General features: G+C 47.7%; 9 protein-coding genes. 7 read left to right on the forward strand and 2 right to left on the reverse strand.

Going from position 1 to position 15,924, the window contains the following annotated elements:
* Positions 1-8: 8 nt before the first annotated feature.
* The 3 genes from Q502_RS12495 to Q502_RS12505 are packed head-to-tail and all read left to right on the forward strand — an operon-like array spanning position 9 to position 6,548.
* Positions 9-2,693, forward strand: coding sequence for a hypothetical protein (locus Q502_RS12495; RefSeq protein WP_102818872.1), 2,685 nt, complete (start codon positions 9-11; stop codon positions 2,691-2,693).
* Complete coding sequence (locus Q502_RS12500) at positions 2,690-3,931, forward strand: uroporphyrinogen decarboxylase family protein (protein WP_102818871.1); 1,242 nt, start codon at positions 2,690-2,692, stop codon at positions 3,929-3,931. The genes Q502_RS12495 and Q502_RS12500 overlap by 4 nt, the downstream gene beginning before the upstream one ends.
* Entirely contained in the window at positions 3,915-6,548 is a 2,634-nt protein-coding gene (locus Q502_RS12505) for a glycosyl hydrolase-related protein (RefSeq protein WP_181456430.1), read from the forward strand. Before Q502_RS12500 ends, Q502_RS12505 begins: the two co-directional genes overlap by 17 nt.
* Positions 6,549-7,225: 677 nt before the next feature.
* On the opposite strand, the gene Q502_RS12510 is transcribed toward Q502_RS12505, so the two are convergent.
* Both Q502_RS12510 and Q502_RS12515 read right to left on the reverse strand, forming a co-directional pair.
* Positions 7,226-9,037 carry an MGH1-like glycoside hydrolase domain-containing protein gene (locus Q502_RS12510; protein ID WP_102818868.1) on the reverse strand — a complete coding sequence of 604 codons (1,812 nt, stop codon included), beginning with the start codon at positions 9,035-9,037 and terminating at the stop codon, positions 7,226-7,228.
* Between the two features lie 178 nt (positions 9,038-9,215).
* Positions 9,216-11,201 carry a S9 family peptidase gene (locus tag Q502_RS12515; RefSeq protein WP_102818867.1) on the reverse strand — a complete coding sequence of 662 codons (1,986 nt, stop codon included), beginning with the start codon at positions 11,199-11,201 and terminating at the stop codon, positions 9,216-9,218.
* Positions 11,202-11,500: 299 nt separating this feature from the next.
* Between Q502_RS12515 and Q502_RS12520 the strand changes: the two genes are divergently transcribed.
* The 4 genes from Q502_RS12520 to Q502_RS12530 all read left to right on the forward strand — a co-directional run bounded on the left by Q502_RS12520 (position 11,501) and on the right by Q502_RS12530 (position 14,966).
* Positions 11,501-11,947 carry a hypothetical protein gene (locus Q502_RS12520; RefSeq protein ID WP_258001766.1) on the forward strand — a complete coding sequence of 149 codons (447 nt, stop codon included), beginning with the start codon at positions 11,501-11,503 and terminating at the stop codon, positions 11,945-11,947.
* Positions 11,948-12,341: 394 nt separating this feature from the next.
* Positions 12,342-13,298 (forward strand): DUF1254 domain-containing protein, encoded by a 957-nt coding sequence (locus Q502_RS12525; RefSeq protein WP_258001765.1) that lies wholly within the window; start codon positions 12,342-12,344, stop codon positions 13,296-13,298.
* A gap of 3 nt (positions 13,299-13,301) precedes the next feature.
* Complete coding sequence (locus Q502_RS14910) at positions 13,302-13,748, forward strand: DUF1214 domain-containing protein (protein WP_258001764.1); 447 nt, start codon at positions 13,302-13,304, stop codon at positions 13,746-13,748.
* 495 nt (positions 13,749-14,243) lie between these two features.
* Positions 14,244-14,966: a GDSL-type esterase/lipase family protein gene (locus tag Q502_RS12530; RefSeq protein ID WP_102818866.1), complete on the forward strand. Its 723-nt coding sequence runs from the start codon at positions 14,244-14,246 to the stop codon at positions 14,964-14,966.
* The last annotated feature ends 958 nt before the right edge of the window (positions 14,967-15,924 follow it).

The raw sequence follows: 15,924 nt of genomic DNA on the forward strand, positions 1-15,924 counted from the left end.
GCAGTAACGTGAAATCTGTTTTGGTCAAAGGAGATTCAATAAGAATAGATATTCAGTTCACAGACCTTCTGAAGAGATCCGAGCTTCGGCCTCGCTTGGTGATAATTGCCAATTCGTCAGAGAAGAGATGCAATATAACTATCTCACAGAGAGAACAAGAGAGCTCAACATCTGTCGCTCCGGGTGAGTCGGAAGAGTTGTTCACAGTTGAGAGTGGCCCGGTCAAGATCATCGTTGCATCTTGTCAGGAGAGGTTGGAGGAGAGTATAGAGCTTGACCGGCCAAGGATAATTGATTTCAATCTACTAATGTTTTCTCACGTTGACCTTGGTTACACGGCCCCCATAAAGGAAGTCGAGAGACTCCAGGCTCATTACACCGCAAAGGCGATTCAGTTCTACAATGACAGCTTGCCCTTGCCGGAAGAATCGCGATTCAGGTGGAATATTGAAACGACTTGGGCCTTTTCGTGTTTCAAAAAGAGATACGGTCAAGCCGATTATGAGACGGCCCGCGATCTGCTGAAAAGGGGAGAATTTGGAATTGGAGCTCTGTTTCTTCACCATTATGCAGACAGGACAGAGTTCGAGGAACTCTTCCATTCTCTGGAGAGAACCAGGTCGCTAAGAGCATCGGGTATGAGAATCAAGAGCGCCTTTCTCAGCGATGTACCAGGGGTGAGTACCGGACTCCTGGAGCTGCTCTTCGATACAGGTGTGGAAAATCTATTCATGTCGATAAACAATTTCGTGGCCCCTTTCAAGGAATACACGAACCTGAAGTCGCCTTTCTGGTGGAAGCTTCCGAGTGGAGCAAAGATACTCGCCTGGTTCACGGATGATCCTAAATGGGCCTACATTGAAGGACATAGATTCTTCGGAAGCGATATTGAAACCTTGAAAGGCGAGGTTATAGACAAACTCGCTTCACTCGATGTCAGAGAATATGAATTCCCGGTCTATGCAATTCCAATGGCAATCGACAACAGAGAACCTATATTCACGCCGGTCGAACTGATAAAAGATTGGAACGCCTCGTGGAGAAACCCGCATATCTCCACAGCAACGATCGATAGTTTTTTCGATAGACTTAGACCCTGGTGTTCCTTAATTCAAGAGGTAGAAGGTGAATTCAACGGATGGTGGACTTCTAATATTCTGGCTTATCCCAGGGAGAACTCACTTTCTTCGCATACCTTCTCCATTCTGCATGAAGCTTCGATTCTAAACGGGCTTTCAAATGGGGAGAACCATAAAGAGATCGAGGAAGCTTTTGAATTGATCGGGGGATTCGACGAGCATTCGGGAGGTGGAGGTCTGTATCTCTCTAAAGACCCCGAGGCAATCCTTGATGCGGTAACTCAGGGTTTCGGCTGGGTATTTCGGGCTAACCGCCTGGCCTGCGAGACAATCAATAGTCTACGAGAGAGAGTCTTTGGTTCTGGCAACTACATTACGGCGTTCAACCCAACAGGGCTGACGCGCAATGATTTCTGTGTTATGAACTGTGACGATCCGGAACTTTCTTTGGAAGCTCCCGATGGAACTGAGGTCTCTTCATTATTCTACAGCGGGAAGCTCTTTTTCGACCCTGGCGAACTCAAGGGCTTCGAGCACAGGCGTTTTCTGCCACGGAAGAAAGCTGGAAGAAATTCAGTTTCTGAAAGCTCGACAGGTAACTTAGAGGTTTCGACCGATCACTTCGATCTATCCTTCAACGATCGGGGAGAAATTGAATCAATCGTGGCCAAGGAGAACGGGCGAGAACTCCTTTCTTCATCTCTGACGGCAGGAAAGCTCAAAATAGTGCGTACCGCTGTCAACCCGACAGAAAATTTGGCAGACGCTATAGAACACGACGAGTTGTACACAGGAAAAGCTTCTCCAAATAGAGAAGAGGATTATCTGCCAGTCAAGTGTGGCTTTAGGGTCTTCGAATCACGGTGGGGTAAGGTGATTGAATTCCAGCCCATAGATAGATTCTGCAGGCCCTTCAGAAAATCCTTCATATTGCCAGCAGAATCTGCGGAGATAATCTTGTCTGTAAGAATCCACTACATCTACGACGTCGGTCCGTCTGACTTTCTGTTTCTCGAAGTTCCGCTCAATGTTGAGCGGCCGGAGATCAGCTACTCCACTCCCGGAAGAATCGCCCCGCAAGGTGATCTAATCAGCGGAAGCGGGACGGATACTCTGACAGTACTCGGGGGGCTTAGAATCGATGATACTGGCAGTGGATTTTCGGTGAATATAGGCCTCGAAGGCATAAACCTGGTTGACTTCGCCTCTCCTTCACCTTTACGATTCAGACGGGACCTTCCGGCAAGTGGGAGATTGTTCTTCAGACTTTTTAACGGCAACCTTCAGAACCGCTTTGCCAGCCCCTTTCTCAACGGCGAACCCATGGATTTCGCTGTTAGGCTGTCGACTGGATCGACCGGATTGCCCAAGTATTCCGTTACCATGAGAAATCCAATCTCAGTATTCAAGAGTGGCCGAAAGGCTGCTCCTATCCTCGCAGGACTGAAGGCGAGCGACAATGTCGAACTGTTTCTCGCTCAGGATAGATCAATGAAGCCGGTCCTTCTTGCTAAGGAAGTTGCTGGAGAGAAAGGCTATCTCATCGCAGGTGATGGGAGAAGATATGACCTGAAGGCATATGAATTCCTTCGCACAGATGTTCAAGTGGGGTGATCGAAATAACTTCAAAAGAGAGAATAATAGAAGCCCTGAACCACAGGGAACCGGATCGGGTCCCTATAGATTTTGCTGGAATGAGATCGACTGGAATCCATGCAATAGCATACAGGAAGCTTAAGGAGTACCTTGGACTATCAGACACATCGGTGAAAATCTACGACGTTTTCCAGCAACTGGCCCTGGTCGAAGAAGAAGTAAGAAAGAGCATGCATTCTGACGTCGTAGAACTCAAGAGACTCGACGGCGGCTTTGATACAAGAATAGATGAATGGATAGAGTTCGACTTGTTCGAAGACGGCGGAAGGTATCTTTTGCCTGCGGGTTTCGATCCAGTCACGTTAGCCGACGGTTCTAGAGTCATTATGAATGACGGCCGGATCGTAGCCAGCATGCCAAAAGGCGGATTCTACTTCGACGGGAAATACTTTCCCTTGGCTGGCACAGAAGACAAAAAGGCAATAGACGGACTCGTCCGTTCCGGTCTTTCAGAGAGGGAGATCGCTTTTCTGAAAGGCCAGCTTATGGAAATTAGGAACTCCGCTGACTGTGCGATAATGGGAACGTTTGGAGGCAACTTTCTCGAGGCAGGACACACCTACTTTGGTTATCAGGAGTTCATGGAGAGAATCATAACGGATCGACCGTTAGTCGAATACTTCCTTGACAAGCTTCTCGAGAAGTACACCGTTGAGCTCGAAAGGTACCTTCATGAATTCGGTGACGAAATCGACCTTATACAGATTGGAGATGATTACGGAACACAGGAGAATACGCAGATTTCGTCTCGGCTTTTCAGAGCGCTATTCAAACCACGTTTGCAGGCGCTGTGCGATTATATTCATTCGAAGAAACCCGGGCTGTTTATATTCCTACACTCCTGTGGTTCTGTTTATCCCTTCATCGGTGATTTCATAGAGGCCGGCGTCCAGGTCCTCAATCCCGTCCAGACGAGTGCAAAAAACATGGAACCTGCGATGCTCAAACGGGAGTTCGGAAAGGATATCGTATTCTGGGGAGGCGGATGTGACACTCAGCATGTGCTGCCCTTCGGAACATTGGATGACGTTAGAGATGATGTAAAGAGGCGTATAGACATACTCTCTCCCGGAGGTGGTTTTGTCTTCGCTTCGATTCACAACATTCAAATGGAAATAGCTCCGGAGAAGGTTTTTCGACTATTTGACACGGCTTATAATTATGGAAGAGGTGTGTACTGTGGCAGGAAAGGATAGAATCGTGCTCGTCCTCTCCCACACCCACTGGGACAGGGAGTGGTACGAGTCGTTTGAATCCTTCAGGTATAGACTTGTAAAGGCAATGGATAAGCTAATAGAAATCCTACAGAGTAGTACAGAATACCGTTGCTTCAACCTTGATGGACAGCTAGTGATACTGGAAGACTATCTGGAGATCAGGCCGGAGATGCGCCGAGTTCTCGAGGAACTTGTGACATCAGGCAGGATTGGCGTTGGTCCCTGGTACGTTCAGGCCGATGAGTTTCTCTCCGATGGCGAGTCGTTGATCCGCAACCTTCTGCTTGGTTCCCAGATAGCACACGAGTTTGGAGATCCACAGAAGCTGGCCTATCTTCCCGACACTTTCGGACACAATTCTCAAATTCCGCAAATAGCTAGACATTTCGGGATCACTTCGTCACTAATTTGGCGCGGAGTGTCTGGCGATGACTTGCCATGGGAATTCATCTGGGAGGGAGCCGATGGGAGCAGTCTGTACACTTACAGACTCCCGGAAAGACTGGGTTACTGCAACATGGCATTCACACCTGAGGGTCAACCTGTCGATTCGGCATTCTTTATAGGCTCTGCAAAGGGGTTCATGGAAAACTCCGCAACCGGCATGGTGGTGCTGATGGATGGCTGCGACCATGTTCAGCCAAGCGAGTCGATTCTTCCGTTCATAGATCAGCTAAAAGAGACCGACAACTGTCTTTCCTGCAAACAGGCGCTTTTCAATGACTTGGCGGCGGAGCTGAAGAAAAGGATACCTGCCACCGAAGGAATAAGAGTTCTTCACGGGCAGCTGAAAAACGTTAACATCTCCAAGAGGGGATACTTCAATTTCATTCTACCCAACGTCCTCTCCTCCAGGTGCAAAAACAAGCGCGAAAACTTTGACGCGCTAAACTGGCTAGAGAGTTATGCTGAGCCACTTGCGTCGTTCGCTCTACTCTTAGGAAAGCGGCATCCGGGAGGCTTCCTGCAGAAGGCTTGGAAGCTGGTTCTTCAGAACCTTGCCCATGACAGCATAGGTGGCTGCAGTGTGGATGAAGTCCATTTAGACGTATCGCGCAGATACTCCCACAGTATTGAGATAAGCAGAAATATAGCAATGGATTCGCTTTCAAGCTTGAGCGGAGCCGCTTCCGAAGGAGAAAATGACTTCTTTGTTGTCTTCAATCCATCACAATGTCCGACTAGTCCTGTGGAGATAGAGATTGATCTTCCTCATATTGCATTCGACAACCTCTCAAAGAGACCTGTTGTGAAGAACGAGAAAGGTGAAGAAGTGGACTTCCAGATTTCTTCTTTACGCGAAACCGAGAAGTCTCTGAACTATCTTGGCGGTTCGGCGCCTATAAAGAAAGTTGTCTCTGTGAAGGGTTATCTTGGGTCGCAAATTGACGGGCTTTCCTTCGACAAGTTCCAGATATGCAGTTCGAGCAGACCGATCAATCATGACCTGTACAAAGCAAATAACAGTCGATGTCTTGAGAACAAGTTTTTGATGGTCACCGCAATGCCCGATGGAAGAGTTGAGATAATGAGCAAAGCCACCGGTGAAAAGCTCTTCACGAACCTCTTCGAAGACGGTGGCGATTGTGGAGATGGTTACGTTTATTCAAGACCGCTTACCGATACCATTGTTACGAGTTCCGGCTCCCTAGAGACAGTAGAAGTAATAGAAAACGGGCCACTAGCAAGGGCTATAAGACTTAGTTACACACTTTCGGTGCCAGTCGGTCTTGTTGAGAACGGACGCAAGCGCTCTCTTTCAAGAACTGAAATGCCAGTTCACTGCACTCTGAAACTGATGGAATCGAGCAGTATTTTAGAAATCGAGACTGAGATTGCTAACAGTTGCGAGAATCACAGATTTCAGGTCAATTTCTGGAGGGAAAAACCAGGGAACGCTCTCTTCTACAAAACTCCGTTCGACATCGTAACAACACCAAAGAGCCAGCCCTCAAAAATCAACCCGAATTGGATCGAGGATGAACCTCTTGCCAGACCCAATAACGGTGTCTTCGGAGAAATCGAGAACACTGACAGATACAGCGGTTTCGCAGTAAGCACCAGAGGAATAAACGAGTTTGAAAGTTTCGAGCAAGGTCTTAAGTTAACCCTGTTCAGGGCAGTGGGCCACATAGCTTCTCCCTATCCTCTATCGAGTATGAAACGGCCTGCAGGGCCGAAGATAGAAACACCCGGGGCACAAATGAAAGGGAGTCTCACCTTTGAATACGCCGTCTTCTTCATAGATTCCCTTGAAGACATCGTAAAGAGAAGTTGTAGCTATCTGAAGAAGCCTCTGTCGATAGGCTTCGCAGGTAGGCGGCCTGAGACACCACTGACCGTAGATAGTTTGACGACGGAAGTAACTGCAATAAAAAAGGCTGAGAATGGGGAGAGTATTATCCTCAGATTAGTCAATTTCTCAGAAGAGTCCGATAACGTCAAGATTCGACTGAGAGAAGGTCTGTTTAGCAAAGCCTGCTTGTGTACAGCCGCTGAGAAAAGAGAAGAAGAGATACCTATTCAGAACAATCTCGTCTCAGTTGCGTGTGGACCGAAGAAGATCGTTACGCTAGAATTTGAAATGAGCAGCTGATTGGTATTGCTCATTCTTTATAGAGGGCCGATATTTACCGAAAGTGCCGTAAAGCCCCTAGCTTCAGCTATGGGGATATAAGGCACATTCATGGCATATTATAAATAATCCATCAGTTGATGGCGACAAGCAGAAGTCGCAAAGACGTTTTTTGAAAATTGGATAGAGTATGGGGTTCTGATAGCTAATCATCTATCAGGTAAAACTCTATATGTCGTCATGTACAAGACGTAAAAACAAATTAGTGGACTAATAAGTCTGTGCAGATGGTGTAGCGTAAGCGATAGTCTGCCAGCCCTAGGAGCTAATATGCTCTGCCTAGGGACGGGCTGATGATGGCACAGCCCTGAACTTGGGGTCATACTCCGATACCAGAAATGGACTTCGGTTTAATCACCCAAGAATCCCCTGCCTTTAGACATGGGGAGTGTCAATAAGTCGTTCTTACCCCAAGAACTCCTACAGAGAGGATGACTACCTAAAAGTTCTCACATATCTCCTTCCAGAATTCCGTAGACCCAATTCTCGTATTTGAAGGCATCGGTGAGATTGGAAGAACAGGTCGATGTCGATATCGCCATCTTTCTCGATGTAAGGGTCCGGAGGCTGAACGTGCTTCGAAAACCGTTAAGCCCAGAAGGCTTACCAAAAGCAGTTTCCAGGATAGATTCTCTTATTCAGGCGTCCAGTACCCTAGATATTACAGAGAGCGTTCCTATCGACCAGAGCTGAGGGGAACAACTTGCGGGATACTCTATTAACTTTCCTGACGTCTCGATTTTTGACAGACCGCTGAAGAGTTCGGGGAGGCGATTGTCATGATGCCTTTCCTTCGCCTTCAAGAGGTCTAGAGCGAGCTCCTTGGCCTTTTCCGAAAAGCCGTAATTCATAAGCCCAAGCAGAATAAGCGAGTTGTCGTGCGGCCAGACGCTACCGTTGTGGTAGGAGAAGGGATTGTAGCGCTTCATTCTGCTCGAGAGCGTTCTTATTCCCCAGCCGGTGTACATTTCTTCGGAAAAGAGCCGTTCCACTAGCGCCTCTGCTTTGTCTTCGTCCACTATCCCTGTCATGAGGCAGTGGCCTGGGTTTGAAGTTATCGAATCGACCGGGTTCTTGTCTTTGTCGAGAGCCGTAGCGAAGTAGCTCTCGCTCTCGAGCCAGAAATCACGATTGAAATTGATCTTTAGAGTTGCCGCTCTAGAGGCATAGAGCGAGGCCATCTCTCTTTTGTCAAAGAGAACCATGAGCTTTTCGAGGCATTTGAAAGCGTCGTACAGATATCCCTGAACCTCTACGAGGGCAAGGGGCGGTTCTGCAAGCCTTCCGTCTGCGAAGCTCACCGAATCTGAGGAATCCTTCCAGCCCTGATTTACGAGGCCGCTGCCCGAAGGAGCAAACTCGATATATCCGTCGTTATCTGGGTCGGCATAATCGTCGATCCATTTTGCAGCTGCCACGATGTTCTTCTCGATGGATTTCACGAAGTTACTGTCATCTGTCTGAACGTAATACCTGTGAGCTAGCATTATGAAGAGAAGGGTAGCATCGATCGTGCCGTAGTATCTTTCGAAGGGGAGTTTCCCTGACAGAGAAAGCTCGTTCAGGCGTGTCTCGTGAACGATCTTTCCCGGCTGCGCTTCGGTCTTGTGATCTTCCACTTTACTTTGAAGGTGAGCATGTACCGTAAGAATATTTCTTGCTATTTCGGGAAGGAGATCAACTGTCTGAAGGCCAAAGATGAGGCTGTCCCTTCCGAAGACGGTCGCGTACCAGGGAAGACCGGCTCCAGGAAAGTCCCCATAGATCGTGGGTATCATGAGAGTCTTGAGATCCCCCAGCTCCCTTTCATTCAGCAGCGGAGTGTTTTTGACAGGTGAGAAGTCCTTCACGGGTCTTTCCGATAACATCTTCTTGAAGATGACTTCTTTCTTCAATTCTTTGCTGAGTCTGAGCTTCCCGGAAAGCCTGGAACTTCCGCCAGACATTATTTTCATTGAAAGAGCCGGTAGAGAGTTCTCAACGATGTCTTTCTCAAAATCACTTTCAAACTCAAAGTTATTCGTTGTAGATGATGATAGCGTCCTAGATACATCCAGCCCTTTGTAAGCGTCGTTTTCTCCTCTAACAGAAAACATGTCTTCAAAGACGCAGCTGATTTCAAATTCGAAGGACACTTCTATATCCTCTGCCGAATAGTTCCTGACCGTGAGCTCTGTGTAAAGTGTGTTTCCCTCCGCGCGGAGGCTTTCAGTTACATAGATATCGAAATGTGGAGCCTCGGGTTTAGATAGGCCAAGATAGCGGACTTCAATTCCGTCCCATGAAAAGTCAGAGTGAAGTCTTCTGAGTTGTAACGATGATTTGAGGACCATTCTCGAAATGAAACGGGTGTCCTCCAGGTAAAGTCCGGCCGCCTTTTCGCTCTCGCAGTCGATGATCCCTTTGTCATCTGTCACGACCATGAGATTTCCATTTTTGAAGATCTTCATTTCAACACCTCTCGGAATGAAGGGTTATGAGGCTCTTCAAATCTCGATTTTGTACTTATCCAAGCCCGCTGAACCGAACCTCTCCACTCGTTTCAGACGATCTTGGAATGCACTGTCTTGACACAGGCAGACAAGGTCACTGTATGTTCCAGGCAGCAATGCAAAACGCCCTGCTGTGTTAGCTTTTCTCTGTCTTCTCCCGATCGACCCTTTTCAATTTGAAAGACTCTTCTAAAGGTTCGCCGAGAAGATAGTGGCTGAACCAGACGAGATTCTGAGTCATTATCGCCCTGTGGAGGCCGGGCTTGTCTGCGCCGTGACCCATGCCCTTGTAGATCACGAGTCTGACGGGAACGTTCATCTCTCTCAACCCCTGATAAAGTTCGAAGGCGTTAGGCGGTGGAACCCTCGTGTCCGAGCCGCCATGCTGGATGAGCGTTGGAGTGGACGCATTCCTTATGTAAGTCATGGGCGAAGTCTGCTCGTATATCTGAGGATCTTCCCAGGGGTTGTTGCCGAGGTATCGGTGACAGAATTCATGGATGTCTGTGTTCACATGATAAGTCATCCAGTTGGATATCCCGGCTCCCACCGAAGCGGCTTTGAATCTCTTTCCGTAAGTTGCACAGAAGGCCGAGATGTACCCGCCCTGGCTCCAGCCCATTACTCCGATGCGGTCTTCGTCCACGAACCCTTTTTCGATAAGATGATCGACTCCGCTAATTACGTCTTGGTAATCTCCAATCCCCAGGTTTCTGTAATTCAGTTTCCTGAAGTCTCTTCCATAGCCCTCGCTCCCACGGTAGTTAGGCTCCAGCACAAGTACACCTTTAGAAACCAGCTGCTCAACAGGGTAATAACTGCTGGTCACTCTCGCAGCAAGGGCCGTCCAGGTAGGTCCTCCATGAACAAGCACCACAAGCGGATGTTTCTTCATCGAGTCGAAGTCGGCCGGGAGATTCAAGACGCCGTGGATTTCGGTGCCGTCGTTGCTCTTCCAAGAGAGTCTTTCCTTCCGTACCCTTTCTCTCTTGGGCTGCAAAGACGCTATATCCGTTATCTTCTTCCCATCGAGGTAGATCTCGACAGGTTCATCATCTGTGGCCATGGCCATCGCTAAGTGCTCTCCATTTGGCGTCGTGCTGGAAGCCATAACCAGCTGATCCTCATTCGTCAGCCGTGCGATGGTGCCTTTCTCTCCCAGCAGGCCCAGGCTGATCGTGGAGTCTTCTATCCAGCTCACGAAGAAACCCTTCTCTGTCCAGGAAACCAGCTCTATGTTCAGGTCGTGTTTTACCGCCACCCGTTTCTTTGAGAGATCTGAAAGATCTACGATCTCAACGGCCCCGTTATCCATCCAGGGATCTTCTTCTTCGGGCGCGACGACTGCAAGTTTCTTCGAATCAGGAGAGAATGCGAATCCCCTGGGATGCGTCAGCGGCAGTTCTTTCAGTTTCTTATCGGCATTGATGAGAAATACTTTTGCTTTGTCGAAGTCGTTGACATCGCTCGTCGGAGGCGCAAGAAGGGCGACATGATTTCCGTCAGGAGAAAGAGCGATCGAAGAAACATGAAACTCCTTTCCGTCTGTCAGCTTATCGAAAAGCGTCTCTTCAGATCTCATATCCTTGGGCAGTTCGAACCTTGAAGAGTATTTCTTCATTGCGCGTGAGAGATGAACGAAGAAAAGCGAGCTGTTCTTCGGTTCTTCATCTATGTAGTCGAATTCGCCGTAGTTCTCTTTCCTCTTTTTAAGTTCCTCGCTTTCGGGAGAGACAGCAACTAGATAAAGCCCGTCGTTCTTACGACTCCACTTTATCTGGCTTATGTCGTTCTCGAAAGTAAGCAGTTTGAACGTTCGCTTCTCTTCGAAATCGAAGATCATAACGTCGTTCTTGTTTTCTCCGCCGGTCTTCTGGAGAAAGGCAAGTCTCCTAGAATCAGGAGCCCAATCGGGAAGAGAAGAGTCGAATTCATCGTTCGAGACATGCAGAGCAGTCCCACTTTCTGCATCATAGACCACAACCGTTCTAAGGTATTTATTGTCGTTCCAGTCTGTACGCCTAACCGTATAGGCAACCTTTTTGCCGTCGGCCGAAATAACGGGACTGTTTACAACAGGAAGCGAAAGCTGCTCCTCTATCGTGAGATATCCGTCGCTCAAATCATATCCCTCCCATCTGAAATAAGAAGACAGTACTATCATAGTCTATCCTTTGGAAACAAGCAAAAGGCCTGCCAACAACCTTCTCACCGCACCAAAGTCCACTTCAAACGCCTGTATTGAAGTCACTTTATCGCTCTAGATTCTAGCTCACAGATATATGATCTTGAAGAAGATACATAGGAGAGGTTTTTTCTATCGTTCATTCTTTTGCTATCGCATCCATTCTCTTGGCAGGATTCACTCGGGCCTCAGATAGCAGGTGTCATCCCGGCCGGCTGAATGAAGGAGATGTTGGCATGAAGATTACCTTCCTTCCCCATTCACGATTAGGCAACTGGGATTTCTTTCTTAGTCTGGCCTTCGTTGTCTTGCTCTTTGCCCAGATACAGTTCTCATTGATTCCGCTGCCAGTCTTCTCTGTTATGGCTCTGGGAGTAGAGGGCTTTGTCTTATCTATGATCGCTTTCCTCAAAAGGGATAGAGCAGTGGGAAAGCTGCTTTCCATAATTATTGGAGCCGCGATTATCTTCGTCTTCGGATCTATACTGATCATGTCTACCGACCTCTTCAACGGTTTTCTCGTTGCGAAGGACTACCTGCAGAAGTCGGAAAGAGAGAAGCTCAATAACATAAACATCTGGCAATTCGACGGCGTAGCCGGAAACTGGATGTACGTTACTGACTATGTTGGCCCCCGGTATCGTGTCAAGCTAGATGGCTCGGTCGGCACCAGAATGAACTGAACCCGGTCTTTCGGCCAGGGCTCACATTCGCTTATCATCTTCGACAACCTAATTTCTGGTGAAGACGCGTAGTTCGCGATTCTTGCTCTTTTTGCTGCATGAGTTTCCGTCAATGTTGATTTGGAGTGTCTCCCTGTATAATTGGCTCAAAACTTATACTTGCTTAATACCCTTTGACTAGCCGTGTCTCGCGTCTTGAATCCGATCTTGAAATCAGGAAATTTGGTGTAGTCCCGACTAGAGAGCAACTCTCGTCTCTGACTCAATCATTGCAGCTTCAGCTAAGAGTCACATTATGCCCATTCATTTTAACTGGAAACACGATTGGAGTTTTCATGATTGCCAAATTAAACTGAACACTGGTCTTAGTTCCCAGGAAAGAGGAGGAGTATCCGTGGTTTCAAAGAGACTGGTAATGACCTGTTTCATACTGATTATGTTGATCTCGAGCCTATTCTCCTTTCAGCCAGAACTCACTCTTGATCCTATCGAGGCGAAGTCCATAGCGAAGGAGGCTTATATTTTCGCCTACCCTATGCTCGAACACTACAGAACAATGTTCTTACAACTGTTGAGCTGGGGAGAGCTGAACGAGTTCACACATTACAAACAGCTATACGGACCAAAGAACAAGATGATTGTCCGTCCAAACAACGACACCGTCTACTCAATGATCTGGATGGATCTTACGGTCGAACCTATTGTGATCTTCATCCCGGCGATCCCGGCCCGATACTTCTCATTCCAGCTGGTTGACATGTACACTCACAACTTAGCATATATTGGAGCGAGAACGACCGGCCCCGGCCCGACGACGTTCATGGTTGCCGGTCCACACTGGGATGGAGAAATTCCCGCAGGCATAGACAGGGTGGTGTACAGCGAAGGTAATTTTGTCTACTGCGTAGTGAGAACCGGCGTGAACAGTGAACTGCAAGGAGACCTTCAAAGGGTTCTCGAGATACAGCAGCAGTACAAATCGCAGGCTCTCAGCGATTATTGCGGAAATCCTTCTACGGAAGAGACTCGTTCCGTAGATCTGCCTCCTTTCGATCAAAGTGTTGCCGACTCGACTGGTTTTATCGGATACTTCAACTTTCTTCTCGGGCAGCTTGAAATACACCCTTCGGAGGAGGTTCTAATCGACGGTTTTTCTAGAATCGGAATCGGACCGAATTATCCATTCGATCCCAATAGCCTTTCAGAAGCCGTAAGAGAAGCTGTAGAGGAGGCAATAACTGAAGCCCGGGACGAAATCTATGCAATGGAGACGAAGATAGGGATCGTTCAGGACGGCTGGTCTTTGCCAGAAAGAATCTTCGGTAATAGGGACAGAATGCAGGGTCTGTAGCTGATGAGGGCGGCGGCAGCTCATCTTGGACTGTATGGGAACGATCTGGAAGAGACCTTCTACCCGAACTGTCTGTCTGATGGCGATGGTGACACACTGGATGCTTCAAAATACAACTACGTCATTACCTTCAGCAAGGATCGGTTGCCTCCGGTTGATCCGAGAGGATTCTGGTCGCTCACAATGTACGACAAGGACCAGTTCCTTGTGGAGAATCCCCTGAACAGATACTCTATCGGCGATAGATCAGAATTGAAATATGGCGAGGATGGCTCTCTGGTTCTATATCTGCAGCATGAATCACCCGGAGCTTCAAAAGAGTCGAACTGGCTTCCGACACCCGACGGGGAGTTCAAGCTCACTATGAGGATCTATATACCATTGCCCGAAGGGCTGGATCCTCTTTACTGTCCGCCACCAGTTCAAAAAGCCGGAGAGATCAGTGAATAGTTGCGTTGACTTCTACAACTCACAAACTCTTCTGTGATCGGTGATGACTGATGTCTAGCGTAAACTGTAATATTGTGATTCGACTTTGACGGCAAGGAATCTAAGAAGAACTAAACAAGCGGAAAAACGAAAAGAGAAAGAGACGTACCACCACAAAGATCTATGAGTGGATTGCGTGGCATTTTCTTGAGTGCTTCTAAGAAATTCTGTAAATGAGCGTCTGTCTTCGCGGCGGGCGCCGTTTTTCGCTATAGCAAGTCATTTTCCAACAACGAGGCTTAGCGACTAACTCTCCTTCCTTTGCAACGCTAACCAAATGTGGTTCACACGGGAACAGCAGCATGAGATATGTATTTTCCCTCTCCCCATATCTGGCAAGTCCTCCATTTCATACTACCCTCAAAGAAATGATAGTCTTTCAAACCGGTAGATTATCGACGTGGATAAAACTATGAAAGACTATAATAGTAAGAAGTGATAATGAGGAGATTGCTCATGAATACCGTTGTCTGTATTGGAGATAGTATTACCTATGGCCGCGTGGGTGTGAGTTACTTCGAGATGCTGAAAAGCGAATTCCGGGGAAAGCTTGAGTTTATAAATAGTGGAGTGAATGGAAACCTCTCTTATGACGTTCTCAAGAGAATCGAGAAAGTGACCAGCATGAAGCCAGATATTGCTATTCTCCTGGTAGGAACAAATGACGTGTGGGCGACCTATTCAGAAAAGACCATGAAAGCCTATATCAGAAAGAATAGACTACCCGAGAGACCTTCAAAAGAGAGCTACGCAAGAAACCTCGCTGGGATCCTCCAAAGGCTTAAGACCGCTTCCATTGCTAATATAGGCGTAATGTCGCTGCCTTTGATCACAGAAGACTCCGAACATATTCTCTTCAAAAGAAGCGTCGAGTATTCTGAACTAATCAAGAAGATAACCTCACAGATGGACTTGTGCTATATGGATCTCAATGAACGTCAGCGCGATTACCTGAAAAAGGCAGACAAAAGACCTTCGTCAGGGCGGGAAGTCTCCTGGGAATTCACATTGAGAATGATATTCAAACACATCTTGTTGAGAAAGAGTTGGGACGCTCTCTCGCAGGAAAATGGCTTTCTGTTGACGGTGGATCATGTTCATCAAAATACCACGGGAGCAACCCTGATCAAAGATTGCGCCTCGGAGTTCTTGAGGAAGCTTTCGCTTCCAGATAGCTGATTCCTTCAGTGCTCATGATTGGAACAACGGACTAAGAGCTGTTCATTTGCACTTGACCGGAATCCCTGTTTAAGGAAGCTCTTCCTTCAGAATGATGAGCTGTGATGTTTTTGATTTTGGTTCTGTAGCTTGGAACTCGGAACTGCTAACTTGGAACTGCTCTTTACAGCGTTCAGCGGGTTCATGTTCATAAGCGTGCAGCGGATCTTCAGGAGCCAGTCTGCTAACGCAGGCCAGTCACTGCAAGCAGCGCCAAGAACCACCAGAAACGGAAAGCACCATGCACAATGAATAAAGGAGCGAGATGCTGAATCAATGGTTCAGACGGAATCCCGGGCTCTCGGTGGACGGCGGACCGTTGACGGACAACGTTGTCTTTGTCAGCGATCAGCGGGTTCATGCTCATAAGCGTGCAGCGGATCTTCAGGAGCCAGTCTCGCCTTCCACGAGGCCAGTTCCGCTTCGCGGGCAGAAGAGAGAATGTATCGAGAAAGATCATGTCGAGACTCTCGCTCCGCTCGCGAGAAGACGAGAATTGATAATCATTGACCGTCGACGGTCCACGTCGTCCGGGGTCGTTGTAGAAAACGTCATGATCCGTCACGAACTTGTTTCGCTATCAAGGTAATGCATTGTTGCTTCAGTTGCTATTCTTGGAACTGACGACTTACAACTGCTCTTTGAAGGACGGGTTCATGATCCTGGACGAACGAAGGACAGCTTTTCCTTCAGAATGATGAGCTGTGATGTTTTTGATTTTGGTTCTGTAGCTTGGAACTCGGAACTGATAACTTGGAACTGCTCTTCACAGCGTACAGTGGTTCTTAAGGGACCAGTAGTAGGACCAATTACGTTTCTTAGGATTCGACAGAGTATCTCTCTTTGCTTTTCCGTTTTGCGAGCAGAGTTTTCTTATGTAGTTATTTTGGAACACATTACTATGAGTCCCATAATCGAT

The sequence above is a fragment of the Mesotoga sp. Brook.08.YT.4.2.5.2. genome (assembly GCF_003351125.1).
Lineage (GTDB): Bacteria > Thermotogota > Thermotogae > Petrotogales > Kosmotogaceae > Mesotoga.